The following is a 23,757-nucleotide window of genomic DNA, read 5'->3' on the forward strand; positions in this document are numbered from 1 at the left end:
AACGGCAAATTTAAACAATTATACCCGTATGCCCTTCCTATGAAGGTTTAATTATAGCTGTTTTTGTTTCAGTGAAGAAAACAAACGCAATTAGAAAATGAGCGGTTATGCCTCCAAATAAATGCCATAACCAATGCGTACCCATATAAAATAGTTCTGTGTTTACCTCTAAATCGATACTTCTAAAAGTAATAGCAATGAGAAAGAAAAGTATCGCAGACATCGCATAATACCGCTGTTCAAAGGCATGTTTTCTCATAAATTGTAAAATAGGATACATAATAACGGTGGCAATGGTAATATAGCCAATTAAACTTCTAAGGTGTGGGTCTATAGGCACTTTTTGAAGTGTAAAGGCAGAAATAAACGGGAGAATGCTCACTAAGGTAATCATAACTTTGCCCGCCTGTAGTTTTATGAAAAAATGAATAGAGGCAGCTAAGCAAAGTAACATGATAGGCACCCAATCCATTAACAACCATATTTCATGACTTCGTGTACCATGAAATAGCGTACCACCAATATATCCAACTAATAAAAGAGGCAAAGCAAATTTTAGAAAAGTATGTTTATGAGGGCTTTTATAAATGCGAAAAGACCAATAGATTAAAATAATTAGAAATATAAGATTACTTGCTGTGTTCCATGGTTCTGCTGGAAAACCTCTTTCAATAGTTTCGCGGTATATGGGTCCGCTGTCGTTAGGAAATCTCATGCTTCAATAAGTTCTTTTTCTATAAAATACATTACAATTGCTTCTTTCATTAAAACGGACTGTTCTCCTGCTTTAAGCGATGGGAGGGCTTCTTTTATAGTGTAATGAGGCCAACCATCATCGTCAAAGTAATCAAACTCATAGTAGCCATAGGGCTCTAGCAAACGGCAAATAGCTATATGCATGAGGTTTATTTTCTCATCTTTTTTATAAGTACGGTGTAATTGCCCTAGTTCCTGTACTCCAATGAGATAAATAATGGCATCTAAATCCAGTACATCACCCTCTGCAAATTGTTGAGAGAGTTTTGTCACTACAATATCCCATTGTTCTTTAAGTTTTTTATCTCTTGCCATGACTTCAATATTCGCGCAAAGATACAAACCTAAAGAATTGTGAAACTTATATTTGCAAAGTTTTATATTTGCCTAAAATATTTTGAATGAGTTTTTTTGATATGATACTTGGAGGTATCTTATTATTTGGGATAATTAGAGGATTGTTAAGAGGGCTATTTGTAGAAATAGCAGCCTTGTTTGCCGTTACCTTTGGGATATATGGGGCTATTCATTTTTCGTATTTTTTAGGAGATTATCTTGCAGATATAGTTGATTGGAAAGAGAAGTATATAAACCTTACTGCTTTCTCTGTCACCTTCACTATCATTGTTTTTGCAGTAGCCTACTCTGGAAAGCTACTCACTAAAGTGGCAGATTTTGCATCATTAGGTTTTTTAAATAAGCTTTTGGGAGCTTTATTTGGAGGGCTCAAGTTGGCTGTTATTGCAGGAGCGGTATTAGTATTTTTTGATAAAACCAATAATACTATTGAATTCGTAGACAAAGAAACCACCGATAAATCTATATTGTATGAGCCAGTTAAAGAGTTGGGCTCATTTGTGTTTTCTTGGGTACTCAAAGAAAAGAGGAAAGAAGAGGATAGGAAAGATGAGAATCTCAATATGGATGCCCCCATCGCTGATTAGGTTTTTTAATCGTTGGGAAATACAAAAAATAAAAGAGTATCAAAATGCTTTCTATAGACCTCTTCTGTTTTGCTGATGCAATACGCGGGTGAAATTGGCTGTTTTCTTCATAGATATCAAGATAGAAATAAAAAGTCTAATTTCTCGACCAAATTTTAAAAAACACTCAATAAAGTCTGTAAAAATCCAACTAGTAAAAAAACCTAGAAAGGGGAGGCCTCATTCAGGATTTCTTTTTTAGAAGCAATAATAGCGGTAATAAAAGCAGCGCTAACAACGGTCATAGGGGCGGTGGGAAGGTTAATTAGTGTGGGTGTGCCACCAAATAGCGCCAAAATTCCATTAAACATGGCTCCGTAAATTCTCGCTCCGGTTCCAAGACCAGATTGTATAGCAGATGCATTTTCTTTAGTATGGGAAAACAATGTTTTCACCAACCCATAATTTAATTAAAGACATCTAATCAAAGATTATAGTAATTTATTTCTCTGGAAATTTAAAAGCTTAGTAACCTCTTTTAGGTGTTTTGTACAATTGAGAAGTAGATAGGCATTCCTACAGTGATATTAAATGGAAATGTTACAGCCAAGGCCATAGGTAAAAAAAGCCCTGGATTGGCTTTGGGAACTGTTATTTTCATAGCGGCAGGAACGGCAATGTAAGATGCGCTTGCAGCTAAAATAGAAAATATGAATCTATTGGAAACATCGGGTGTTATCCAACCGCTTATTACGGCAACTATGCAACCATTAATTAAAGGAATAAGAATGGCAAAGGCAAAAGGAAACCAACCCTTAGCCACAAGAGCGTTTAATTTGCGACCACTAATAATCCCCATATCTAAAAGAAAAATAGCTAGAAATCCTTTAAAAATATCATTGGTAAAAGGTTTTATGCCTTCTGCCTGCTCCGCACTTGCCATAAATCCAATCACCAGACTTCCCATAATTAAAAGTACACTACCATTTACTAAAGAATGCTTAAATGCCGTACGTTTTTTTATACTGGTTTCGGCATCTTTGTTGTAAATGGAAATTAGAATAAGCCCACCAATAATAGCCGGTGATTCCATTAGTGCCATAATGGCTACCATATGGCCGTGAAGTTCTAGGTTTTGTACTTCAAGATACGAAACTGCTGTTACAAAGGTTACAGCACTAACGGAACCATAGGCAGCTGCAATGGCACCCGCATCAAATATATTTAGCTTTTTTCTTAGTATAAAAAAAGAATACAGAGGTATTAAAAGGGCAATAAAAATACCAAAAAGCATAGACCAAACAATTTCAGCTGTAAAGCCTCCGTGAGATAATTCCTGACCTCCTTTGAAACCAATGGAAAATAAAAGATAAAGAGAAATAAACTTTGAAGAATTAGGAGGAATTTCTAGATCGCTTTTAACTAAAACTGCAATAATTCCAAGGATAAAAAAGAGTAGAGCAGGGTTTGTTAGATTATCAATTAATAAATCTAAATTCATAATACTTTTTGGACTAAGTTATAGGCATCCAAACTGAATAAGAAGTGAATAGTTTCAATGCCATAAGGGCGGGCTATCTATTCTGATGCCCGCCCTTTGGATAAGTAGACCTCTAAAAAGAATGAAGGTTCTTATGAAGCCAGACCAACTATAATAATTTTAACACTTAATCTTTAGTTTCAATTTTGATGACTGAATTAATAACTAATTTTTTATTTTCTTTTTCAGAGTTTTTAATGAGGTCAATCAAGTCATCGCGCATTGCGTTTAGTTGTTTTACCTTCATTGCAGAATGTTTATCCTTTTTACCTGAAATCTCTTCGTTGGCAAAACATTTCAGGTTATGAAATTGTATTTTATGACCAAAAAGATTCAAAAGTATTTCTTTAGCTTCTGCTGGAGAAAACTCCCCTTCTATTAATTGAAAATTATCCATTTATAGTTTGTATTTTTTTAATAAATAGTACGCAAAGAACAATGGTGAGTGCAATTAACAATCTTTGTGTAATTAGGTTATCCGTATGCATGAATAAATAAACTAAAGTGGGTAGAGTCATAGCTGAAATAGTAACAATTCCTTTCTGAATAAAAGAAGAGATAAAATCTTGCTTTTTACTATTTTCTTTATTTAATCTCATTTCCGGACTATTATTTTGAATTCTTTCCATAACACTTTTTTTATTTACATTTCTTTTACAAAGATCAGAAATATAATTCATAAATTTTTATTTATGTTTGTAATGAAATGCATTAATAATATTTATGAATTATACCTTAAACCAATTACGAGTCTTTTTAAAGATAACTCAGGAAAAGAGTGTTACCAAGGCTGCAGAGGAGCTGCATCTTACACAACCGGCAGTATCTATTCAGTTGAAGAACTTTCAGGATCAATTTGAAATTCCTTTAACAGAAGTAGTAGGAAGAAAGATTTACATAACAGATTTTGGGATGGAAATTGCTCAGGCTGCTGAAGCTATCTTAGACCAAGTTAATGCCATTAATTATAAAACAATGGCGTATAAAGGTCAGTTAACAGGTAAATTAAAGCTATCTGTGGTCTCCACAGGAAAATATGTGATGCCCTATTTTCTTACTGATTTTATGAAAAAACATCCTGGAATAGAATTGGTAATGGACGTAACTAATAAAAATCGTGTGATTAAAAGTTTAGAAAAAAATGAGGTAGATTTTTCTTTGGTTTCTATTTTACCGCAAACACCCAAAGTAGAGAAGTTAGATTTGTTGCAAAACAAATTATATCTCATAGGTAATAAGCCTTATGGGTTAAAAAAAGCAATGAAAGCGAAAGTTAAATTTAAGGAGCTTCCGTTCATCTTCAGGGAAGAAGGATCTGGTACGCGTCAAACAATGGAAAATTTTATAACACTTAATAAGATAGCGGTGTTAAAAAAAATGGAGCTAACCTCTAATGAAGCAGTTAAACAGGCTGTACTTGCGGGGCTAGGCTATTCTATTATGCCTCTTATTGGGATAAAAAACGAATTACTTAATAAATCCTTACATATTATACCAGTAGAAGGATTACCAATTACTACTACATGGAGTTTAATTTGGCTGAAGGAAAAAAAACATGCGCCCGCTGCCAGCTCATTTCTAGAATTTCTTAATGAAGAGAAAATGAATATTTCTAAACATCATTTTAGTTGGTATGAGGAATGATGAGTTTTAAACAAGTAGAAGGTACTTCATGTTTTACATAAAGTACCCTTTGTATGTGACTTTTTACTAGAAATCAAATTTAAAGACTTTGTCCAAGCTATCTGCATTAGACATAGATACATTTAAATCTTTAACAAGTCCATTATGAAGTTCGTATACCCAACCGTGAAGCTGCAAGTCTTGTCCGTTTTTCCATGCTCTCTGAATAATAGAAGTCTTTGCAAGATCATGTACTTGCTCTTTCACATTTAGTTCAACCATTCTATCAAAACGTGCTTTTTCGTCACTTATAGCATTCAATTCTTCCTGATTCATTTTATACACATCTTTAATATGACGTACCCAATTATTAATGAGTCCTAAAGATTTATTGCTCATAGCAGCTTGTACGCCCCCACATCCATAGTGTCCGCAAATAATAATATGCTTTACTTGTAATGCGCCCACAGCATAATCTAAGACACTCAACATATTCATATCTGTATGTATTACCATATTGGCAATATTTCTATGTACAAAAACTTCTCCGGGTTTTGTTCCTGTAATTTGATTTGCAGGAACGCGGCTATCTGCACAACCAATCCATAATAGTGGTGGATTTTGCCCTTTTGCTAAGTTGGTGAAGAATTCTGGATCTTGAGCGGTTTGTTTTGCAACCCATTCTTTGTTATTGTCAATTAGTTTTCTGTAAAATTCTTTAGACATTTCTTTTCAATTAATCGTTAATGGTTTGTTTAGTTAGCAGGGCGAAGCCTGAAAAATTCAATGTAACTTGGCGGATTTTCTACGACACCTAGTTCTGAAATAAGCTTAATATTAATGTTTCTATTCTTGGCTTTTTCAGAGAAATCTTCAAGAATTTCAACAATATCATGATCTAGATAACGAGTGCTTCTTACATCTAATTCAAGATACGTATTTTCAGGAAGATTATCCAACACCTTCAAAATTGTTGCTTTATTAAAAAAGGTAACTTCTTCTGCTAGGCGCATTTTTATTTTATGTACACCATTACTCACATCTTCAATGTGCAAAAAATGAGTGTTTTGATAGCTTTTGATAAGAATGACAACAATAGCAACACCTAACCCTAAACCAATTCCCACTAAAAGATCGGTAAAAACAATGCCCGTTACAGTTACGGTAAATGGAATAAATTGTTTCCACCCTAATTGATACATCTTTTTGAATAATGCCGGTTTTGCTAGTTTATACCCAACAATGAATAAAATGGCTGCCAAAACCGAAAGAGGAATCATATTAAGCAAGCGCGGAATCAAAATAACTGAGATAAGCAGTAGAAACCCGTGAATAATTGCTGAAAGCTTGGTTTTTCCTCCCGATTGTATGTTAGCCGAACTACGAACAATTACTTGAGTTATGGGTAAGCCACCTATCATACCTGAAATAATGTTACCTGTGCCTTGTGCTAGCAGTTCCTTATTAGTGGGAGTCACTCTTTTTTCCGGATCTAATTTATCTGTAGCTTCTACACACAATAAGGTTTCTAAACTGGCTACCAAAGCAATCGTAAAAGCTGTAATCCAGATTTCTGGATTTGTAATAGCACTAAAATTTGGAAAACTAAATTGCCCTAAAAAGGAATCAATACCTTCAGGAATAGGAACACTCACTAAATGGTCTTGAGAAATACCAAGCGTCTCTGAATCTTTCGTTACAAAAAAGTAGATGATCCCTACAACAACTGCTACCAATGGTCCCTGAATAAGTCTAAATATTTTCGATTTTTTAGTCAGTACTTTGTCCCACAAAATTAAAATTGCGAGCCCTATAACCGCAATAATTGTTGCACCAGGGCTTATATAATTTATAGAGTTGAATATTTCAGAGAATGTATTTTCACCATCTACTTGAAAAAAAGCAAAATCGCCTTCAGGATCTACATCATAGCCAAAAAAGTGTGGTATTTGTTTAAGAATGATGATGATACCTATTCCTGTGAGCATTCCTTTAATAACGGAAGAAGGGAAGTAGTAACCAATAACACCTGCTTTTAGAAAACCAAAAATTATTTGAATTATACCACCTAAAACAACAGCTAGTAAGAAGTTTTGATAACCTCCTAAAGTACCTATAGCCACTAAAACAATAGCAGCAAGTCCGGCTGCTGGACCGCTTACACCTATTTGAGAACCACTAAGTGATCCCACAATAATTCCACCAACAATACCAGCAATAAGGCCTGAAAATAAGGGTGCTCCACTGGCTAAAGCGATACCAAGGCATAAAGGTAGTGCCACAAAAAACACCACTATACTCGCCGGAAAATCGGCTTTAATACTTTTAAACATAATAGAATGAAATTAAGGATCGTTTGTGTAAACGATCGAGTTGAAATTGAGAATTTTCTTAGATTAAAAGATTAACTCAATAATTCTGGAGGAGGTAAATAAATCTCTGGAAACAAGTATGCATATTTTTCAGGAGCATCTATCCATATGGATGTTAGTAAATATGAAGAACTAGTAATAACACTCAGCACAGTATCAAAAACAATCTTTTCTTTCTCCAATTCTTTTTCTTGTTTCTCTTGCTTTTCTTCTTCAGAAAGATCAAAAACTAAAACAGCATCTTGATCTACCAAATTGATAATAGATGGTAATAGCATTGCTGTCATTAGCGTAAAAGAAAATAATATGGTGAAATAAGAACGCATCATTTCACTAATATACAAAAATAAAAGAGTTACTATTAATTAATGAAATAAGAATTACTAAAAGTCTTTAATTTCTTTAATAACCGAAGATTTTAACCAGCCAATCTTTCCATCAGCAAGGCGGATTTTTTTCCATCCCTCATAAGATTCCTCTACTTGTACTTTGGTGCCTTCATGCAAGGTAAAAACAGATGCGCTACCTTCATTGGGTTCAGCCTTTACAATAGTTTCTTCTGCAAATACAATTGCGGGGCGTTTATTTTGAATAGCGTTGTATTCGTAAAAGGCCATGCTTATAGCAAAAATACCAAGCCCCAAAAATAAAAAACTGGCTATAAAAGCAATCCGTTTTAAACGCTGCCGATAAAGAAAGTAGTAAGTTAGAAAAAGTCCTGTGAATAAGAATACACTCACGATAGCTAGAATAGCCCAATTATGATAGGATAATTTACCAATACTACGTTCTATGAGTTTAGAAAATCCGGTGGGTGGTAGAGGTTCAATAACATCAATTGCCATATTTCTAGCAAATGAAATGTTGTTTAAAACATCTTCATCAGTAGGACTAAGTAGTAATGCCTTTTCATAGTAGAAAATACTTGGAGCAATATGATTAAGTTTGTAATGCGCATTTCCAAGATTATAATATAATGCTGCAGAATGCTTTTTATCTGCAAGAATAGCTTCATAAGCTACAATAGCTTCTTCAAATTTCCCATCATTATAGAGAGCTGTTGCCTTGTTAAAGGTTTCATTATTCTGGCCAAAAGAAAAAAGAGGCAGCAATAGGACAATAAGAAATATTTTTTTCATAATGGCCTAAATTTGTTTATCAATTTGTGAGATCACATCTACAGCACGTTCATAATCTTGTTGCATGGTAACCTCTGATGCAGGTGAGTAACGGGCGAATTCACAACTTTTAAGCAGATTAATAAAACTGGCTACATCATCCTCATTTACCCTTTTGGAGATAAGCAATTCCTTTATTTTATCCTTACTGAATTCTGAGGTTTCTATGTGTAATTTTGCTTTTAAATAATTATGAAGTGCACGTTCAAGGGATTCATAAAAGATCTCTTTGGCACCCAAATTCTTTTTAGCTTCGGAAAGATATTTTCTTGCTAGTTTATTTGCCTTTCTAATTTTGTTTCCTTTCACATCACTGTCAAGAGCTTTTTTCTTTTTGCCAATACTAATTGCTAAAGGAATTAACAAAAGCGGACTAAGTAACAATGAATAAAATAGGGTTGATTTGAAAAATTGAGGTTCAGACATTAGGTGTAAGTTAGGTTTTAGTTTTAAAAACCTAAACTGGTTCCCTACCTCAACAACGGGCTGCTTATAGCTGTTAATAGAACTCACTTTGGAGTTCTTGTTACCCGAATTTACAGGACCTTCATAGACATTGATAGAAAATTCTTGAGAAGAGAGCGTTTTATAGGTCTGTTTCTCTGGGTCAAAATAGGAAAAGTTAATACCTGGAATTGGATATTTACCCCTAAATTGGGGAACGATGGTATAATTATCAGATACTTTACCTTTATTACCATTCATGGAAGTACTAACATTTTCTTCAAATTCTGGATCATAAACTTCTAACGCGCCAGGAAGTTTTAATTTTGGCAGGTCAAATAGTTTGAGGTTTCCTTTACCCGTAACTTCTACTTTTGCTTGCAATGATTCTGTAGCTTTAAGATCGGTCTTACTGGGAATTACGTTAAAATCAAAAGAACCTACAGCACCAGTAAAACTTTCAGGTTTTCCTTTTTCTGGCAGTGCTTTTACATTAATGGTTCTGTTACCTGCAGCAACCGTTTTGTGAGTTTGGGTATAGATTCTACCCCCAAAAAAATCTCTCCGGTTGGTAGGAACATCTACGGTAACATCTAAGGAAAGTGGCTCTAATGTAAGTTTTCCTGACTTTTGAGCATAAAGAACAACACGTTTAAGAATAACATATCTGTAACTTTTACCTTTGTAAGTGCCATTTTGAACTTTCCAGTCTTTCACCGGAATATCTTGACTCCAAAAATTATTGTACTTGGGGTTGTCTAAAGGTTTAAAATCGCGAACATTAATATTTGGACTTACATACAATTTATAAACAACACTTACTGCTTCATTTAAATAGGGACTTGTTTTGGAGACTTCTGCTACTAGATGTAAATTTTCGCTGGCAACATCTTGTGCGCTTGGCGGAGCATTAGGGTTATCTACAGCAGCAGTGATTTGAACTCTTATAGGTACCGTTTTATAGGTTTTACCTTCAATCTCTACAGATGCCTGTTTGATGGTAAAAATCCCTCTGGATAGGGGTCTAAGAATGTAGGAATACGTTTTTGTATAAGATTTCTTGCCATTTACCCAAGAATTACTAATGGATTGACTCGGGCCATTTACCTGAAAACCGTTAAAATTTGGTGGAACAAAATTATCACCATCTCTATTCATAACAAAATCAACCCGTAGCCGCTCATTAATGCCTAACTTTTCTTTGCTAACCTTTGCCTCAAAGCTTATCTCATCCTGAGAAGAGACTGCCAGACTGCTTAAGAATACCACAAGTATGATTAAATATTTTATTTTCATGTGTTGCAAAGATATTTATTATTTAAAACCTGCAAATAATGTTATTTACCAGTCTTTTTCTGTTCTACGAGGCTTTCCTTTTATTTTATTAGCATTTAGTTTTTCCTGTACCTTTTTCTCTTCGTTTGCCATGGCTTCCAAAATATTTTTCACCTGTTGAGGAGATAATTGGTTGGGTCTTGGTTTAGGTTTACCCTTTTCATCTTTAGGTTCACCTTGCTTTTTCTTTTGATCTTTTTTGTTATTTTCTTCCCCATTTTTATTTGGATCTGGCTCTTTTTTGTCTTCCTTATCTCCTTCTTTTTTCTTTTCTTCTTCTCCCTTGTCTTTATTTTCGTCTTTTTTATCTTCCTTCTTCTGCTCTTCTTTCTTTTTATCCTTCTCGTCTTTCTTCTCGTCTTTCTTGTCTTCGTTCTTGTTTTTGTCTTTATTTTGATTTTGCTGTTTTTTCAGCATTTCTTTTGCAAGTGCCAGATTGTATCTTGTTTCATCATCAGTAGGATTGTTTCTCAAGGCTTCTTTATAGGCTGCTACCGCTTTTTCATAAGCTTTTTCATTCATAAAGACATTTCCCATATTATGATAGGCTTTATGTTTTTGCGCTTTGGTTTCTGCCACTTCTCCTGCTTGCTTATATCTTGTAAAAGCTTCGCTGTAACTTTCATTTTCGTAATAAGCATTCCCAAGATTGTATTTGGCATGTGCATTCTCACCGCTTTTGGCAATTGCCTTTCTGTAAGTGGTCTCTGCTTCTATAAATTTATTTTCATTAAGTTCTTCATTGGCTTCTGCCACAAGATTGTCAGATGCTTTAAGTTCTTTTTGTTTCTTTACTTCTTGTTCACTTTTTTGTGAAAAAGTAAAAAAGAAACTTAGCAACATCAAACTAAATAATATGAGCTTTTTCATAATTCCTTTTCATTGAATAAGTTTAACTTTTCTAGCCATGCGGTTTTCCTTTCCAATAAGAAAATATCTAAGAATAGGAGTAATATTGCAGCACCTAAGAACCATTGAAACTGATCTTTAAAATCAGCATATTGTTTGGCTTCAAACTGTTTCTTATCCATTTGTGCGAGCATATCAACTACAAATGAAACGGTTTCCTCTGTATCTTTACCGTTGATATAAGCTCCATTGCCTTCTTTTGCAATCTCCTGTAAAATACTTTCATTTAATTTAGTGATTACCACTTCACCGCTCATGGTTTTTTTGTAACTATTAACAATACCATTTATTTTTTCGGGTATTACTCCTCCTTTAGGAGTTCCTACCCCAATAGTAAATATTTTGATACCTTCATTGACTGCATCTTCTACGGCATTTACGGCCCCATCTGAATGATCTTCTCCATCTGAAATAATAAACAGCACTCTGTTGGTTTGTTCCTCATCATTATAATAGGTTTTGGCAAGGTCTATGGCTTCATCTATAGCAGTACCTTGTGAAGAAAGCATATCTGTATTTAAACTTTGCAAAAACATTTTAGCTGCAGCGTAATCAGTCGTAATTGGTAGTTGTGGCACTGCTTGGGCAGCATACGCAATAATACCTATGCGGTCACTTCCCAACTTCCCAATAATTTCTGAAACTAGTCTTTTTGATTTTTCAAGACGATTAGGTGCAATATCTTCGGCAAGCATACTTTTAGAAACATCTACCGCAAATACAACATCAACCCCTTCACGTTTTATAGTTTCAAGTTTGGTACCTATTCTTGGATTAACTAATGCAATGGAAATGAAAGCAATACTAAGACAAATAATAACAATTTTTAATACCGATTTAAAAACCGAATAAGAAGGGGTTAATTTTCGAAGTAATTTAGCACTGGCAAAATGCCTTTGCGTTTTGCGTTTCCAGATTTGTAGCATTATAAATGCCACTATTATTATAGGAATAACAAACAGTAGATTAAAAAATATTTTTTCTTCTAATTGCATAGTACTAAATAAAACTTCTAAATATTGTAAAGCGTAATAATAACTCTATAGTGATTAACAATAAAGCTATAATCAGATAAATTCTAAATTTTTCTTCGTAATTGGTATATTTAAATTCTTCTATTTCTGTTTTTTCTAATTTGTTAATTTCATCATAGATGTCTGCAAGATCTTCATTATTCGCGGCTCTATAATATTTGCCTCCAGTAGCTTTTGCGACGCTTCTAAGCAATTTTTCGTCAATTTCTACTTTCTGATAACCAAACCTAAAGGTTCCATCCAGTTTGTAAGCAACAGGTGTAAGTGCCATACCATTGCTACCTATACCTATGGTATACGTTTTAATGCCAAATTCAACTGCCAAATCTGCCGCAGTTTGTGGTTCAATAAAGCCTGTATTATTAACCCCGTCTGTTAATAATATAATTACTTTACTTAGGGCTTTGCTATCTTTTAAACGATTCACAGCAGTGGTAAGTCCCATTCCAATAGCTGTACCATCTTTTAATTGGCCAAATACAATATCATCAAGTGCGCGAAGTACTATGGACTTATCGCTGGTTATAGGTGTTTTTGTAAAACTCTCACCAGAATAGACTACCAGACCTATACGGTCATTAGGGCGGTCTTTAATAAAATCTTTTGCCACTTTTTTAAGTGCTGTAAGTCGGTCTGGTTTCAGATCTTTTGCAAGCATACTAGAAGAGACATCTATAGCCATGACAATATCAATTCCTTTTGTAGTTTTTATTTTAGAAGATACTTCTTTAGTTTGTGGTCTTGCCATAGCAGTTATTAAAGCAGCTAGCGCAAGGAGTCTTAAGACAAAAAGAAGTGGTTTTAACTTTGGCAACATAGAATCTCCAGCTTTAAACCCTTTAATACTTGAGATTTTAACACTGGCATTCATTCTATTTCGTTTGAAAAAATACCACACCGCAGCTACTGGCAGCAATACTAGCAGCCAGAAAAATAATGGGTTGGCAAATTCAATTCCTTCAAACATAATTATTCTGTTTTTACTTCAACAGAACGAAGTACTCGTTCTACAATTTCATCTGCATAAGAATCATCTTCTTTCCATGTAATGATTACATTTTGTTGAAAATTTTTCCCTCCAAATACCAATAATACATATTTTCCTTTCAGCATTTCTCCGGTTTCAGGGACCTTAAATTTTCCACTACCAAAGGTCTTAATACCTTTAATACCGTTTGCTGTTACAAATTCTTCTTGTTTGGTTACTAGGTTAGTAGCTCCCCCTTTTTCCATATTTTGCAGTGCTCCATCAATGGCTCCTTGCATATTTAATTCTACACCATCATTATAAGTAGTAGAACCTACCGCTATAGAAAAGAGACCAATTCTACTCTGATATGCAAAAAACTGCATTTCTTTAAGCATGGCTTTAGCTTCAGGAGGTATAGGAATGGACTGTCTTACCAAAACCTTTGGAGTATTTACAGATACAATTGGAAAACCATAATCGCTAGCAATCCATTCACCCTCTAATAATTCTTTTGTAGGATGTCCAAGAACAGTATCTTTTACATAGGCAAATCCATAATAGGCTGAAAAAATTCCAGCCGAAATAAAAATAAGACATGCACCTAAAATGGAAACAATTAAAATCTTTTTACGTTTTTTCTTTCGTTCTAATTCTTCTTGGTATTCCTGCGTTTGTTGCAACTCTTCTTCTGTAGGCTCGGGAATAGCTTCCTTTGTTTTTATAACAATTTCTTCAATCGCTTTTCTATCTGCATCAGCAGTTTTCATCTCCGGTTTTGATCGTGCAAATTTTACTAAATCAGCCGTTTGTAGAATTCTTTTAAATGAGTTGATAGTATCATCTTCAATTTTAAGATTTCCAGAGTCTTTGAGGAGTTCTATTTTGGTAATAAGTTCATCAGTGGTGCTTTCCAGTGCAGAAATATGAACATCTTCCTCTAGATATGCCCTTACAATCTCAGTAAGCTCAGAATAATATTGTTTATATTCTGATTGAATAAGATATTTAGATTCTTCCAGTTTTTTAAGTTCCATCATAGCCCTATCAAAAGGAGGTAACAGGGCAACTTTCTCCTCTTCAGACATGGGTTTTTTTCTAAAAACAAACCAGTAAATAAGTGCACCCACTATACCTAAAAAAGCTAAAATCCCCAACACGTACTTCCACCAATCGCTATAGCTTTTTGTTACTTTTACGATGGGTTTTATATCATACATCTTTTGTTGGGTAGTATCAACGGCAATATCATTTACCCTTACCGTTAAGGAGTCAGTGAGATAGGTTTTATTGTTGATGAGTACTTTTAATTTTGGAATGGTGTAATTACCAGAATCAAACTGAGTAAGACCGTATTTTTTTATCAATCGGTATTTATCTAACCCAGGAATTGTATCTGTTTCAAAAGATTCAATAACTTCTAAAGCACCAAAGAGTTTTGTTTCTGGGAAAACTACTTGTGCAGTGGTATCTATCTCAACATTAATTTGATAGTTTATTTGTTCTCCTATTTTAATAGTAGTAGAATCAATACTTGTTTTAATGCGTGGCGTTATTTGGGCAATACTGATGCTGCCGATCAGAAAAAAGAACATGAAAAAAGTTACTTTTTTGCAAGCATTCATTACAAGTGTATATTTTTCTAAATATCTATCCACGTCTTTTAAAATAACCTAGTAACTTTTTAACATAGCTTTCATCTACTCTAGAATGAATAGCGCCCGCTCCGCTTCGCGAAAAAGTATCCTTAAAATATTCTGTACGCTCTTGGTAATATTGCGCATACTTTTTTCTCACGTTTGGGGACTGAGTGTTTACCAATTTAACTTCTCCCGTTTCTGCATCTTCCATTTGAACCATACCAAGATTAGGAATTTTTTCTTCTCTTTTATCGTATATACGAATACCGGTTAGGTCATGTTTTTTTCCGGCAATTTTTAGTGTATGCTCATATGCATCATCTGCCATAAAATCAGAAAGCATAAAAACAATCGCTTTCTTTTTCATTACATTGGAAAGAAACCTCAATGCTTCAGAAATATTAGTATTTCTGTTTTTCGGTTCAAATTCAATAAGTTCCCTAATAATTCTCAATACATGTGATCTTCCTTTTTTGGGAGGAATATAAAGCTCTACGATATCAGTAAATAAAATGAGCCCAATCTTATCATTATTTTGAGTGGCAGAAAAGGCCAAGGTAGCAGAGATTTCTGTAATCACTTCTTTTTTGAATTGGTCACTTGTACCAAACATTTCTGAACCACTCACATCTACCATAAGCATCATGGTAAGTTCCCGCTCTTCTTCAAAAACTTTTACATAAGGTTCACTATACTTTGCAGTAACGTTCCAGTCAATACTTCTCACATCGTCTCCGTATTGATACTGCCGTACTTCACTAAAGGTCATACCTCTCCCTTTAAATGTAGAGTGGTATTCTCCACCAAAAATATGGTCGCTAAGGCGACGCGTTTTGATTTCGATCTTTCGAACCTTCTTGAGTAATTCCTTTGTATTCATTGTTTCGGTAAACAGTTACTGTTTGAGTATTCAACTATTTTGAAACTACTAAGGCACTTCAATTTCGTTTACAATTTTGCTAATAATATCTTCGGTAGTAACATTTTCGGCTTCTGCTTCGTAGGTAATTCCTATACGATGGCGAAGAACGTCGTAAACAACAGCTCTAACATCTTCTGGAATCACATAACCTCTGCGCTTTATAAAAGCATAGCACTTTGCCGCAGTTGCCAGATTGATACTACCCCTAGGGGAAGCACCAAAGTTTATTAATGGCTTTAAGTCTGCCAGTTTATATTTTTCTGGATAACGAGTTGCAAAAACAATATCCAGAATATATTTTTCTATTTTCTCATCCATATAGACTTCCTTCACAGCCTCTTGTGCTCTCAAAATCTGTTCTACGCTAACTACTGGATTTACCTTTTCAAAACTACCTTTAAGATTGGCTCTAATAATCAATTGCTCTTCATCCATCTTTGGGTAATCAATCACCGTTTTTAACATAAAACGGTCAACCTGTGCTTCCGGAAGCGGATACGTACCTTCCTGTTCTACTGGGTTTTGAGTTGCCATGACCAGGAAAGGTTTGTCAAGAATAAAAGTCTCGTCACCAATGGTAACTTGCTTTTCCTGCATAGCTTCCAGTAAGGCAGATTGTACTTTTGCAGGTGCTCTGTTAATCTCATCTGCTAATACAAAATTGGCAAAAATAGGTCCTTTTTTTATGGAAAAGTCATTCAGTTTCATATTGTAAATAAGTGTACCTACCACATCTGCAGGCAACAAATCTGGAGTAAACTGAATTCGGCTAAAAGAACCATGAACTGCCTTTGCCAACGTATTTATAGCAAGCGTCTTTGCGAGACCAGGAACACCTTCCAATAAAATATGTCCTCTACCAAGCAATCCTATAAGCAATCTTTCTATCATGTGTTTTTGACCCACAATAACTTTGTTCATTTCTAAAGTAAGCAAGTCTACGAATGCACTTTCTTTTGCAATTTTCTCATTGATTAAGCCAATGTCTATCGTACTATTTTCTTCCATAAATATTTATTTTCCGCCGGTGAATTTAACAATCCTTATCCTATCATGCAAATTGATAAAAATTCTATAATGATCGCTGTTAATAATAGGTTAAAAGTTCAAAAGCAGCGCTATAATGCACTGCTTTTAATAAAAATTTATGATTATGAAGGCTTAATCCAATGTTATAAGGCCAACATCTGTAGTTTCTCCGTTGGTTATTTCAATACCATCAATCACTTTTGGAAGAAGCTGCGAAGCTTCTTCAGGCGTTAGAGTTAACGTATAAGTTCCTTCAGGTATGCCAAAAAGCACAAAATTACCTTCGTTATCGGCATAAGCGCTAATAGTTTCTTCTCCTACACTTACGGAAGCCACAACCTGAAAATCGGTTATATTTACGCTTCCCATTAAAATACCCGTGGTAGTTTTGGTAGTTACCCGCAGTACGGGTTTTAAATTTATATTACCTGAATTTCCGGCAACCACAATTGATTTGTCTACATCAAAATCAATTAAAAAGTCATAAGAGAACCCGGGTTCTAAAGTTTCATTTACCTGTAATTTCAATCCGGCTTGCTGTCCGCTAGGAGTTTTTAATGCATATTCTGTACCCTCCATCAGCACGGTATTATTCTCGCCCAGCAAAAGCCTTATTTGCTTTATAGCTCCTGCAGGTACTTCATTATCTGCCAGAACTACATTAATACCTCCGGTAAGTTCCAGAAGATCATACACTCCCGCATTAATATTGCCAATACTTTCCCAGGTGGTTTTATCATTTGCTTCATCGGTTCTTTGAATCAGAACATCCTGAATATCGATATTGACTGCTTCAAAATCGCCGGGAGCATCGGTTAAGCGTACGCTTATATTAGCTGTAGAACCGGTAACTCCGGAGTCTTCATCACTACAGCTTTGAATTAAGAATATACATAAAACAAATGCACAAAAGATACTTAAAGATTTAACTTGTTTTTTCATAGTGGCGTGGTCTTAATGTTTGGAATTGTTATATATACGATTTAAAACCGTATTTTGGATTATAAAATTTCTTTAAATGAGTTATTCTAAAATTATTGCAGGCACCATGACCTGGGGACTATGGGGCAGGAAACTGGATCAAACTGGAATGCAGCATTTAATGCATCACTGCCTCGAAAATAACATCACCACCTTTGATCATGCTGATATTTACGGAGGGTATACCACCGAGGCGGAATTTGGGATTGCTTTTGCGGAGAGCGGTATTCGCCGGGAGGACATACAGCTAATTTCAAAGTGTGGTATTCAGCTAATATGCGAGAATCACCCAGATAATATGGTAAAACATTACAATTATGATGCTTCGTACATCGTCTGGTCTGCAGAACAATCGCTGAAAAACCTGCAAACCGATTATCTTGACCTCTTGCTGCTGCACCGCCCTAGTGCTTTAATGCAACCTGTTGAGGTAGCGAAAGCATTTGAACAGCTTAAAAGCCAGGGTAAGGTAAAAGCTTTTGGGGTTTCTAATTTTACCCCATCGCAGGCAGAACTAATTGCAAGTGCCGCTGAGGTAACCGTAAACCAGATAGAATTTTCACTTACCCAACACGAGGCCATGCACAATGGCAGTCTGGACCAGATGCTGTTAAAAAATATCACTCCTATGGCCTGGAGTCCGTTAGGCAGTGTTTTCAGAGAGCAAAACGAGCAGACAAAACGGGTTCAGCAACAATTGTTTGACCTTATTGCCAAATACAATGCTACGGCAGACCAGCTGTTACTGGCATGGATCTTAAAACATCCGGCAGGCATTCATCCTGTAATTGGTACCACCTCACCCCAGCGCATAACCAATTCTGTAAAAGCGATGGATATTGAACTGGAGCTGCAAGACTGGTTTTTAATGCTTACTACTTCTACTGGGCATGAAGTGCCCTAGCTTCTCTACGTATAAATGTCGCTATTTTTTAACACATCTTTAAATTCATACTACGCAGAAGGGAAAGCGTACTAGGAAGCATTTTGGAAACTGAAATAAAGAGATCCTATAATGTAAGATAGAAAGTACCTCCTTCTCGGCAGTGTAGAGAACACTTGCCATTAAGAAGCACTGAATTTTGAGAGAGATTTAGAGAATTATCTGGATTTTTTGTTTGTTTTTGCTTGTCCCAAAACAAACGGAAAAAAGACACCTTCTACTATGTATTTCCAATATGCAGTGGCTATTGGAATCAATTTAGAGAAGCTAAAATAGCTCCAAGGTTTCGCTATTTTTTGACGCATCTTTAAATTTATACTACGCAGAAGGGAAAGCGTACTAGGAAGCTTTTTGGAAACTGAAATAAAGAGATCCTATAATGTAAGATAGAAAGTACCTCCTTCTCGGCAGTGTAGAGAATACTTGCCGTTAAGAAGCACTGAATTTTGAGAGAGATTTAGAGAATTATCTTTATTTCTTGTTTGTTTTTGCTTGTCCAAAAACAAACGGAAAAAGGACACCTTCTGCTATGTATTTCCAATATGCAGTGGCTATTGGAATCAATTTAAAGAAGCTAAAATAGCTCCAAGGTTTCGCTATTTTTTAACGCATCTTTAAATTTATACTACGCAGAAGGGAAAGCGTACTAGGAAGCATTTTGGAAACTGAAATAAAGAGATCCTATAATGTAAGATAGAAAGTACCTCCTTCTCGGCAGTGTCTTTTTTGTGCAACTTTTTGGGCAAGCAAAAAGATGCGAAGCGCAAGCAATTGTAAAATTACATTTGGTTTAGATTCAACGATAAACTCAAAATTACACCCCTAGTTTTCATTCGTAAATAAGTATATTTGAGAGACCTTATTTCACTAGCAAACACAAATTCACCGTAAAATGACCGATATAGAAATTGCCCAAAGCGTTAAAGAAATCCATATTCGTGAAATCGCCAAAAAGTTTCATATAGATGAGGTGAATTTGGAATATTACGGCGCTAATAAGGCGAAACTTCCTCTTCATCTTATTGATGAACAAAAGATAAATAAGAGCAATTTAATTTTGGTAACTGCTATCACACCCACACCAGCCGGAGAGGGAAAAACCACTACTTCTATTGGCTTGGGAGATGCGCTGAATAGTATTGGTAAGAAAACTGCGGTAGTGCTTAGAGAGCCTAGTTTGGGGCCAGTATTTGGTATAAAAGGAGGTGCTGCAGGAGGTGGTTGGAGTCAGGTAATTCCAATGGTAGACATCAATTTACATTTTACGGGAGATTTTCACGCTATTGAAAAGGCAAATAATTTATTGGCAGCTCTTATTGATAATAACATTCAGAGCAAAACGGGAAATTTGGGAATTGACCCCAGAACGGTACTCTGGAAACGCTGTATGGATATGAATGACCGCGGACTCCGAAATATTATCGCTGGGCTAGGTGGGAAAGCAGGCGGAATTGCAAGAGAAACCGGATTCAATATTACAGCAGCCTCTGAAATCATGGCGATTTTATGTCTGAGCAATAGTTTTGAGGACTTGCAGGAGAAATGTGGAAATATCTATGTAGGGAATACCTGGAATGGAACCCCCATTTATGCCCGAGATCTCAAAGCCCAAGGAGCAATGGCGGTTTTGTTAAAAGATGCTGTCAAACCTAATTTAGTGCAAACACTAGAGGGAAATCCAGCCATTATTCACGGAGGGCCTTTTGCAAATATCGCGCAGGGGACTAATTCTATACTCGCTACTAAAACCGGATTGAGTCTGGCAGATTATGTAGTTACGGAGGCTGGTTTTGGAGCAGATTTAGGCGCAGAAAAATTTCTCAATATTAAATGCCGACAAGCAGGACTGTCTCCCAAAGCTATTGTGCTGGTAGCCACTATCCGAGCTTTAAAGTACCACGGGGGAAAAGCCTTAAACGAATTAACACAAGAAGATGTAACAGCGCTAAAAGCCGGATTCCCCAATTTAGAAAGACATCTTCACAGCCTTCGCAGTTTTGGGATTCCTGTGGTAGTCTCTGTAAATGCTTTTAGTAGTGATACTGAAGCGGAAAAACAAGCCTTGCTAACACATTGTGAAAAAATGGGAATTCCGGTGGCGTTGAGTTACGGTTGGGCAGAAGGTGGTAAAGGCTGTATAGACCTTGCAAAGAAAGTGGCAGAGGCTTCTGATAGCTGTACCCAGAAATTCACGCCCACCTATCAGTTAGAAGATTCCATCAGAACCAAAATAGAAAAGATCTGCCGTACCATTTACGGTGCCGAAAATGTCATACTTTCTAACAAAGCCAAAGCCCAGTTACGCCGATTTGAAAAAATGGGGTATACACATCTTCCTGTATGCATTGCCAAAACACAAAAGAGCCTAAGTGACGATGAAAAACAGCTGGGCAGACCAGAGAATTTTGACATTCACATCCGCGAATTTGAGATTGCAACTGGTGCCGGATTCATCATACCTATTGCTGGAAACATGCTTCGTATGCCCGGTCTCCCCGCTAAACCCGCCTCCGAAAATATAAGTATTGATAAAGACGGTAATATTAAAGGTTTGTTTTAATAAAGTGTGCTATTATACTATTAAAGCTAAGAAATACAGTCATTTCGAAGAAGCAAAGCGACTGAGAAATCTGCCTGATGATTGGTAAAATCCTTCCTAGGAAACCTCAAACAAATGGCTAGCAAAAAAGCTTTTATCTCATTTTACAACCCAGTGACAACCTTTACGGATTTCCCTAAATTTTTTTAGGTAACTCTTTCTTATCTTACTCATGAATAAGAAATCGTTGTATTTTGCATTAATTTCTTGCGAATAAATAGGTGTTTGAACCGGTATTATAAGAAAAATCATGGATTTATACTAAGTTTGATTGGTTGAAATCAATAAAATACATTTAAAATTTCCGACTAATATTGTTGATTATATCAGATCTTTTGATAATATTTTCACAACGAATTACGACAGGAATATTGAACTAGCAACCGGTAAAAACGTGTTATACTTACACGGGGCATTTCATGTACTTGCACCAGTTTATGATCCTAATAGTTTAAGAAATCGATTATCTGATAAACCTGCCGAAAAAATGCCTGTAATTAAAGGATATGAACATGCATTTTCAAATGCGATAACTGGTAGTTCTGGTGCATTTAAACTATTCGCTGCAAATCAACCAGAATTAGCAAATTCATTCATAGACAAATTTGCTAAAGTAATACTAGAAAAGCCAGAGATTAAATCTCAAATGAAGGAATCAGACAATGAAATAGTAAAAAACCTATATGAAGCGGTTACATTAAAAACACAAGAACCCGATTTAGAATTTTCAATTGATTACTCAGTGAATAAACTAAAAGCAGTAGAAGGGAAAATAACTTTTATTGGTTTATCCCCAAACAATGATTCGCATATTATGAAAATTATTCTAGAAAATACAAAAGTGGATACTATTGAATTCTACTATTTTAATGAACAAGAGTCTGTAGATATCAAATTGTTTTTTAATAACAAAAAAGTAATGACCGAAAGTATTATTGAATTCTGGAATAGAAAAGCCAGCCTATAACATGGCAAATGTTGGATAAGCCACTAATTTCTGGAAAAACAAACTTATTTAAACCAGATTAAGGGGTTTTACCTACTTAGGCAATGATTTTATATTTTAAATCAAGGCTTTTAAAAATAGAATAATAGGCATCTTGAAAGATTCTTTTCAGATTAAAAATTAAAATAGGCTTTGGTATCAATTAGCCGTCTTGCTTCATCACTTTTTACCTTTATTGCGTTTCAGAAATTTTTTTTGACTTGCCCTAAATAGATGGTAAAAAGATAGGCAATTACAAACTTGCAAACATTTATTAGCTTGCCTTATATTATACTTATGGTCTTGATTTTTGCTAGCGCCATAAACAGATTCACCATACTTTTACTTTAGATTTTTATCTATGGGGCAGGGTAAAGAAGCGTCTTATATAAAGCTAAAGAATCATAGGATATTTTTCTAGATTAATAGAACAATAAAATCAAATTTTATTCTTTTTTAATATTTTATTATTGTTTAACAATAATTTATTATAGATTTGCAATAATAAAATTGGATTAAAATGAAAAATCAAACAAAAAAAACAGACAAAGGAATTAAAGCGTTTAATTTCATTTACATTATTGGAATAGCTTTCGCAATTGGAAAACTCATAGATTATTTACAATGGACTTTTCAGCTTATAAAAAAATGGAGTATCCCAGATGAACCATTCTTCTCAAAAGTTAATTTAATGAATAGTGATGCAGAAATCTCTGTAGTAGCCTATTTGTTATTTGCAATAGCCTATTGTTTAGTATTTGGATTTATTATTCTAGGTTTATACCAGTTAAACCAAACCACAAAACTATTTGCTCAAAAAAAGATTTTTCAAACGGAGGTAGGTTTGGCTTTTAGAAAAGCGGGTAAATCATTTCTTGCTTTCGCTTATGGAACTTTTAGTATTGATGTTGCTTTTCTTGCTTGGGCGAAAACTTCAAATAGAATTATTGATCTTTTGTCTACAGAATTATTAGTGTTTTTTATTTTAGGATATTTAATGTTTTTTTTATCGGATATCTTTAAAGAGGGCATTGCTATGAAAGAAGAAAACGAACTAACTATTTAAAGATGGCTATAATAGTTAATTTAGATGTAATGCTGGCAAAAAGAAAAATGCAATCTAAAGAATTGGTTGAAATTCTAGGAATTACTCCAGCTAATCTATCAATCTTAAAAACAGGAAAAGCAAAGGCAATTAGATTTACAACATTAGAAGCCATTTGTGAAGCATTAGAATGTCAACCAGGTGATATTTTAGAATATAAAAAGGAATAAAATCAAACTTCTACCATTTCACAACGGCTAGCAATTTCAACTGGATATATCAATCCTTAAACCCAAGCATATCTATTTATAAAAGAGCAGCATCCATTTAAAATTTCACCTACAGCTAAATAATTCTCTTTACAAGATAAAAAAGTACTAGTCCTGTTTCATTTATTTAAACGGGAGCTATGCAATTGAAAAAGACACTATTATTCACAAATTGCCGCTACCAAAGCGGCTACTATCTTAGCTTACTAATAATATTGTCAATGAGTTAAATTAAATTAGAAAGGCTAAAAAAGGCTTTAGAT

General features: G+C 34.9%; 25 protein-coding genes. 7 read left to right on the forward strand and 18 right to left on the reverse strand.

Going from position 1 to position 23,757, the window contains the following annotated elements; all coding sequences use genetic code 11:
- Positions 1-37: 37 nt before the first annotated feature.
- Together WBG07_RS05155 and WBG07_RS05160 are read right to left on the reverse strand one after the other, a co-directional pair.
- Entirely contained in the window at positions 38-715 is a 678-nt protein-coding gene (locus WBG07_RS05155) for a ceramidase domain-containing protein (RefSeq protein WP_340199448.1), read from the reverse strand.
- Entirely contained in the window at positions 712-1,071 is a 360-nt protein-coding gene (locus WBG07_RS05160) for a hypothetical protein (RefSeq protein WP_340199449.1), read from the reverse strand. Before WBG07_RS05160 ends, WBG07_RS05155 begins: the two co-directional genes overlap by 4 nt.
- Before the next feature lie 86 nt (positions 1,072-1,157).
- Between WBG07_RS05160 and WBG07_RS05165 the strand changes: the two genes are divergently transcribed.
- Positions 1,158-1,700, forward strand: coding sequence for a CvpA family protein (locus WBG07_RS05165; RefSeq protein ID WP_340199450.1), 543 nt, complete (start codon positions 1,158-1,160; stop codon positions 1,698-1,700).
- Positions 1,701-1,903: 203 nt separating this feature from the next.
- Here the strand turns inward: WBG07_RS05165 and WBG07_RS05170 are convergent, their stop codons facing one another.
- The 4 genes from WBG07_RS05170 to WBG07_RS05185 all read right to left on the reverse strand — a co-directional run bounded on the left by WBG07_RS05170 (position 1,904) and on the right by WBG07_RS05185 (position 3,848).
- On the reverse strand, positions 1,904-2,134 hold the full coding sequence (locus WBG07_RS05170) for a hypothetical protein (protein ID WP_340199451.1): 231 nt from the start codon (positions 2,132-2,134) through the stop codon (positions 1,904-1,906).
- A gap of 83 nt (positions 2,135-2,217) precedes the next feature.
- Positions 2,218-3,180 carry a sodium-dependent bicarbonate transport family permease gene (locus WBG07_RS05175; RefSeq protein WP_340199452.1) on the reverse strand — a complete coding sequence of 321 codons (963 nt, stop codon included), beginning with the start codon at positions 3,178-3,180 and terminating at the stop codon, positions 2,218-2,220.
- 166 nt (positions 3,181-3,346) lie between these two features.
- Positions 3,347-3,616 carry a hypothetical protein gene (locus WBG07_RS05180; protein WP_340199453.1) on the reverse strand — a complete coding sequence of 90 codons (270 nt, stop codon included), beginning with the start codon at positions 3,614-3,616 and terminating at the stop codon, positions 3,347-3,349.
- Entirely contained in the window at positions 3,609-3,848 is a 240-nt protein-coding gene (locus WBG07_RS05185; protein ID WP_340199454.1) for a hypothetical protein, read from the reverse strand. The genes WBG07_RS05180 and WBG07_RS05185 overlap by 8 nt, the downstream gene beginning before the upstream one ends.
- Before the next feature lie 94 nt (positions 3,849-3,942).
- On the opposite strand from WBG07_RS05185, the gene WBG07_RS05190 reads away from it, so the two are divergent.
- Positions 3,943-4,863 carry a LysR family transcriptional regulator gene (locus WBG07_RS05190; protein WP_340199455.1) on the forward strand — a complete coding sequence of 307 codons (921 nt, stop codon included), beginning with the start codon at positions 3,943-3,945 and terminating at the stop codon, positions 4,861-4,863.
- Between the two features lie 66 nt (positions 4,864-4,929).
- On the opposite strand, the gene can is transcribed toward WBG07_RS05190, so the two are convergent.
- From can to WBG07_RS05250, 12 genes are all read right to left on the reverse strand, one after another.
- Entirely contained in the window at positions 4,930-5,568 is a 639-nt protein-coding gene (gene can / locus WBG07_RS05195) for a carbonate dehydratase (protein ID WP_340199456.1), read from the reverse strand.
- A gap of 29 nt (positions 5,569-5,597) precedes the next feature.
- The gene (locus tag WBG07_RS05200) at positions 5,598-7,175 is read right to left on the reverse strand and encodes a SulP family inorganic anion transporter (protein ID WP_340199457.1); all 1,578 of its coding nucleotides are present in this window, start codon (positions 7,173-7,175) and stop codon (positions 5,598-5,600) included.
- Positions 7,176-7,246: 71 nt separating this feature from the next.
- On the reverse strand, positions 7,247-7,543 hold the full coding sequence (locus tag WBG07_RS05205; protein ID WP_340199458.1) for a hypothetical protein: 297 nt from the start codon (positions 7,541-7,543) through the stop codon (positions 7,247-7,249).
- Positions 7,544-7,597: 54 nt separating this feature from the next.
- Positions 7,598-8,353 carry an SH3 domain-containing protein gene (locus WBG07_RS05210; RefSeq protein ID WP_340199459.1) on the reverse strand — a complete coding sequence of 252 codons (756 nt, stop codon included), beginning with the start codon at positions 8,351-8,353 and terminating at the stop codon, positions 7,598-7,600.
- Between the two features lie 6 nt (positions 8,354-8,359).
- Positions 8,360-10,132 carry a BatD family protein gene (locus tag WBG07_RS05215; protein WP_340199460.1) on the reverse strand — a complete coding sequence of 591 codons (1,773 nt, stop codon included), beginning with the start codon at positions 10,130-10,132 and terminating at the stop codon, positions 8,360-8,362.
- Between the two features lie 45 nt (positions 10,133-10,177).
- Positions 10,178-11,041, reverse strand: coding sequence for a tetratricopeptide repeat protein (locus WBG07_RS05220; protein ID WP_340199461.1), 864 nt, complete (start codon positions 11,039-11,041; stop codon positions 10,178-10,180).
- Positions 11,038-12,075 carry a VWA domain-containing protein gene (locus tag WBG07_RS05225; protein ID WP_340199462.1) on the reverse strand — a complete coding sequence of 346 codons (1,038 nt, stop codon included), beginning with the start codon at positions 12,073-12,075 and terminating at the stop codon, positions 11,038-11,040. Before WBG07_RS05225 ends, WBG07_RS05220 begins: the two co-directional genes overlap by 4 nt.
- Positions 12,076-12,079: 4 nt before the next feature.
- Positions 12,080-13,081: a vWA domain-containing protein gene (locus tag WBG07_RS05230; protein ID WP_340199463.1), complete on the reverse strand. Its 1,002-nt coding sequence runs from the start codon at positions 13,079-13,081 to the stop codon at positions 12,080-12,082.
- A gap of 2 nt (positions 13,082-13,083) precedes the next feature.
- Positions 13,084-14,676: a BatD family protein gene (locus tag WBG07_RS05235; protein WP_340199464.1), complete on the reverse strand. Its 1,593-nt coding sequence runs from the start codon at positions 14,674-14,676 to the stop codon at positions 13,084-13,086.
- A gap of 55 nt (positions 14,677-14,731) precedes the next feature.
- Entirely contained in the window at positions 14,732-15,601 is an 870-nt protein-coding gene (locus WBG07_RS05240; protein ID WP_340199465.1) for a DUF58 domain-containing protein, read from the reverse strand.
- Between the two features lie 48 nt (positions 15,602-15,649).
- Entirely contained in the window at positions 15,650-16,651 is a 1,002-nt protein-coding gene (locus WBG07_RS05245) for an AAA family ATPase (RefSeq protein ID WP_340199466.1), read from the reverse strand.
- A 153-nt stretch (positions 16,652-16,804) separates the two neighbouring features.
- Complete coding sequence (locus WBG07_RS05250; protein ID WP_340199467.1) at positions 16,805-17,614, reverse strand: DUF4382 domain-containing protein; 810 nt, start codon at positions 17,612-17,614, stop codon at positions 16,805-16,807.
- A 76-nt stretch (positions 17,615-17,690) separates the two neighbouring features.
- Between WBG07_RS05250 and WBG07_RS05255 the strand changes: the two genes are divergently transcribed.
- The 5 genes from WBG07_RS05255 to WBG07_RS05275 all read left to right on the forward strand — a co-directional run bounded on the left by WBG07_RS05255 (position 17,691) and on the right by WBG07_RS05275 (position 23,455).
- Positions 17,691-18,557: an aldo/keto reductase gene (locus WBG07_RS05255; protein ID WP_340199468.1), complete on the forward strand. Its 867-nt coding sequence runs from the start codon at positions 17,691-17,693 to the stop codon at positions 18,555-18,557.
- 931 nt (positions 18,558-19,488) lie between these two features.
- Positions 19,489-21,156, forward strand: coding sequence for a formate--tetrahydrofolate ligase (locus WBG07_RS05260; RefSeq protein WP_340199469.1), 1,668 nt, complete (start codon positions 19,489-19,491; stop codon positions 21,154-21,156).
- Positions 21,157-21,589: 433 nt separating this feature from the next.
- Positions 21,590-22,162: a hypothetical protein gene (locus WBG07_RS05265; RefSeq protein WP_340199470.1), complete on the forward strand. Its 573-nt coding sequence runs from the start codon at positions 21,590-21,592 to the stop codon at positions 22,160-22,162.
- A 538-nt stretch (positions 22,163-22,700) separates the two neighbouring features.
- Positions 22,701-23,246: a DUF2975 domain-containing protein gene (locus tag WBG07_RS05270; protein ID WP_340199471.1), complete on the forward strand. Its 546-nt coding sequence runs from the start codon at positions 22,701-22,703 to the stop codon at positions 23,244-23,246.
- A 2-nt stretch (positions 23,247-23,248) separates the two neighbouring features.
- Entirely contained in the window at positions 23,249-23,455 is a 207-nt protein-coding gene (locus tag WBG07_RS05275; RefSeq protein WP_340199472.1) for a helix-turn-helix domain-containing protein, read from the forward strand.
- Positions 23,456-23,757 lie beyond the last annotated feature (302 nt).

The sequence above is a fragment of the Ascidiimonas meishanensis genome, from assembly GCF_037782385.1.
In the GTDB taxonomy this organism is placed as follows: Bacteria; Bacteroidota; Bacteroidia; order Flavobacteriales; family Flavobacteriaceae; genus Ascidiimonas; species Ascidiimonas meishanensis.

Coding starts and splice junctions, on each gene's coding strand:
- WBG07_RS05160 (WP_340199449.1), bottom strand. CDS start 1,071: ATGGCAAGAGATAAAAAACTTAAAGAACAATGGGATATTGTAGTGACA.
- can (WP_340199456.1), bottom strand. CDS start 5,568: ATGTCTAAAGAATTTTACAGAAAACTAATTGACAATAACAAAGAATGG.
- WBG07_RS05240 (WP_340199465.1), bottom strand. CDS start 15,601: ATGAATACAAAGGAATTACTCAAGAAGGTTCGAAAGATCGAAATCAAA.
- WBG07_RS05245 (WP_340199466.1), bottom strand. CDS start 16,651: ATGGAAGAAAATAGTACGATAGACATTGGCTTAATCAATGAGAAAATT.
- WBG07_RS05275 (WP_340199472.1), top strand. CDS start 23,249: ATGGCTATAATAGTTAATTTAGATGTAATGCTGGCAAAAAGAAAAATG.
- WBG07_RS05165 (WP_340199450.1), top strand. CDS start 1,158: ATGAGTTTTTTTGATATGATACTTGGAGGTATCTTATTATTTGGGATA.
- WBG07_RS05210 (WP_340199459.1), bottom strand. CDS start 8,353: ATGAAAAAAATATTTCTTATTGTCCTATTGCTGCCTCTTTTTTCTTTT.
- WBG07_RS05190 (WP_340199455.1), top strand. CDS start 3,943: ATGAATTATACCTTAAACCAATTACGAGTCTTTTTAAAGATAACTCAG.
- WBG07_RS05270 (WP_340199471.1), top strand. CDS start 22,701: ATGAAAAATCAAACAAAAAAAACAGACAAAGGAATTAAAGCGTTTAAT.
- WBG07_RS05185 (WP_340199454.1), bottom strand. CDS start 3,848: ATGGAAAGAATTCAAAATAATAGTCCGGAAATGAGATTAAATAAAGAA.
- WBG07_RS05220 (WP_340199461.1), bottom strand. CDS start 11,041: ATGAAAAAGCTCATATTATTTAGTTTGATGTTGCTAAGTTTCTTTTTT.
- WBG07_RS05180 (WP_340199453.1), bottom strand. CDS start 3,616: ATGGATAATTTTCAATTAATAGAAGGGGAGTTTTCTCCAGCAGAAGCT.
- WBG07_RS05260 (WP_340199469.1), top strand. CDS start 19,489: ATGACCGATATAGAAATTGCCCAAAGCGTTAAAGAAATCCATATTCGT.
- WBG07_RS05200 (WP_340199457.1), bottom strand. CDS start 7,175: ATGTTTAAAAGTATTAAAGCCGATTTTCCGGCGAGTATAGTGGTGTTT.
- WBG07_RS05155 (WP_340199448.1), bottom strand. CDS start 715: ATGAGATTTCCTAACGACAGCGGACCCATATACCGCGAAACTATTGAA.
- WBG07_RS05215 (WP_340199460.1), bottom strand. CDS start 10,132: ATGAAAATAAAATATTTAATCATACTTGTGGTATTCTTAAGCAGTCTG.
- WBG07_RS05225 (WP_340199462.1), bottom strand. CDS start 12,075: ATGCAATTAGAAGAAAAAATATTTTTTAATCTACTGTTTGTTATTCCT.
- WBG07_RS05250 (WP_340199467.1), bottom strand. CDS start 17,614: ATGAAAAAACAAGTTAAATCTTTAAGTATCTTTTGTGCATTTGTTTTA.
- WBG07_RS05205 (WP_340199458.1), bottom strand. CDS start 7,543: ATGATGCGTTCTTATTTCACCATATTATTTTCTTTTACGCTAATGACA.
- WBG07_RS05235 (WP_340199464.1), bottom strand. CDS start 14,676: ATGTTCTTTTTTCTGATCGGCAGCATCAGTATTGCCCAAATAACGCCA.
- WBG07_RS05175 (WP_340199452.1), bottom strand. CDS start 3,180: ATGAATTTAGATTTATTAATTGATAATCTAACAAACCCTGCTCTACTC.
- WBG07_RS05230 (WP_340199463.1), bottom strand. CDS start 13,081: ATGTTTGAAGGAATTGAATTTGCCAACCCATTATTTTTCTGGCTGCTA.
- WBG07_RS05255 (WP_340199468.1), top strand. CDS start 17,691: ATGAGTTATTCTAAAATTATTGCAGGCACCATGACCTGGGGACTATGG.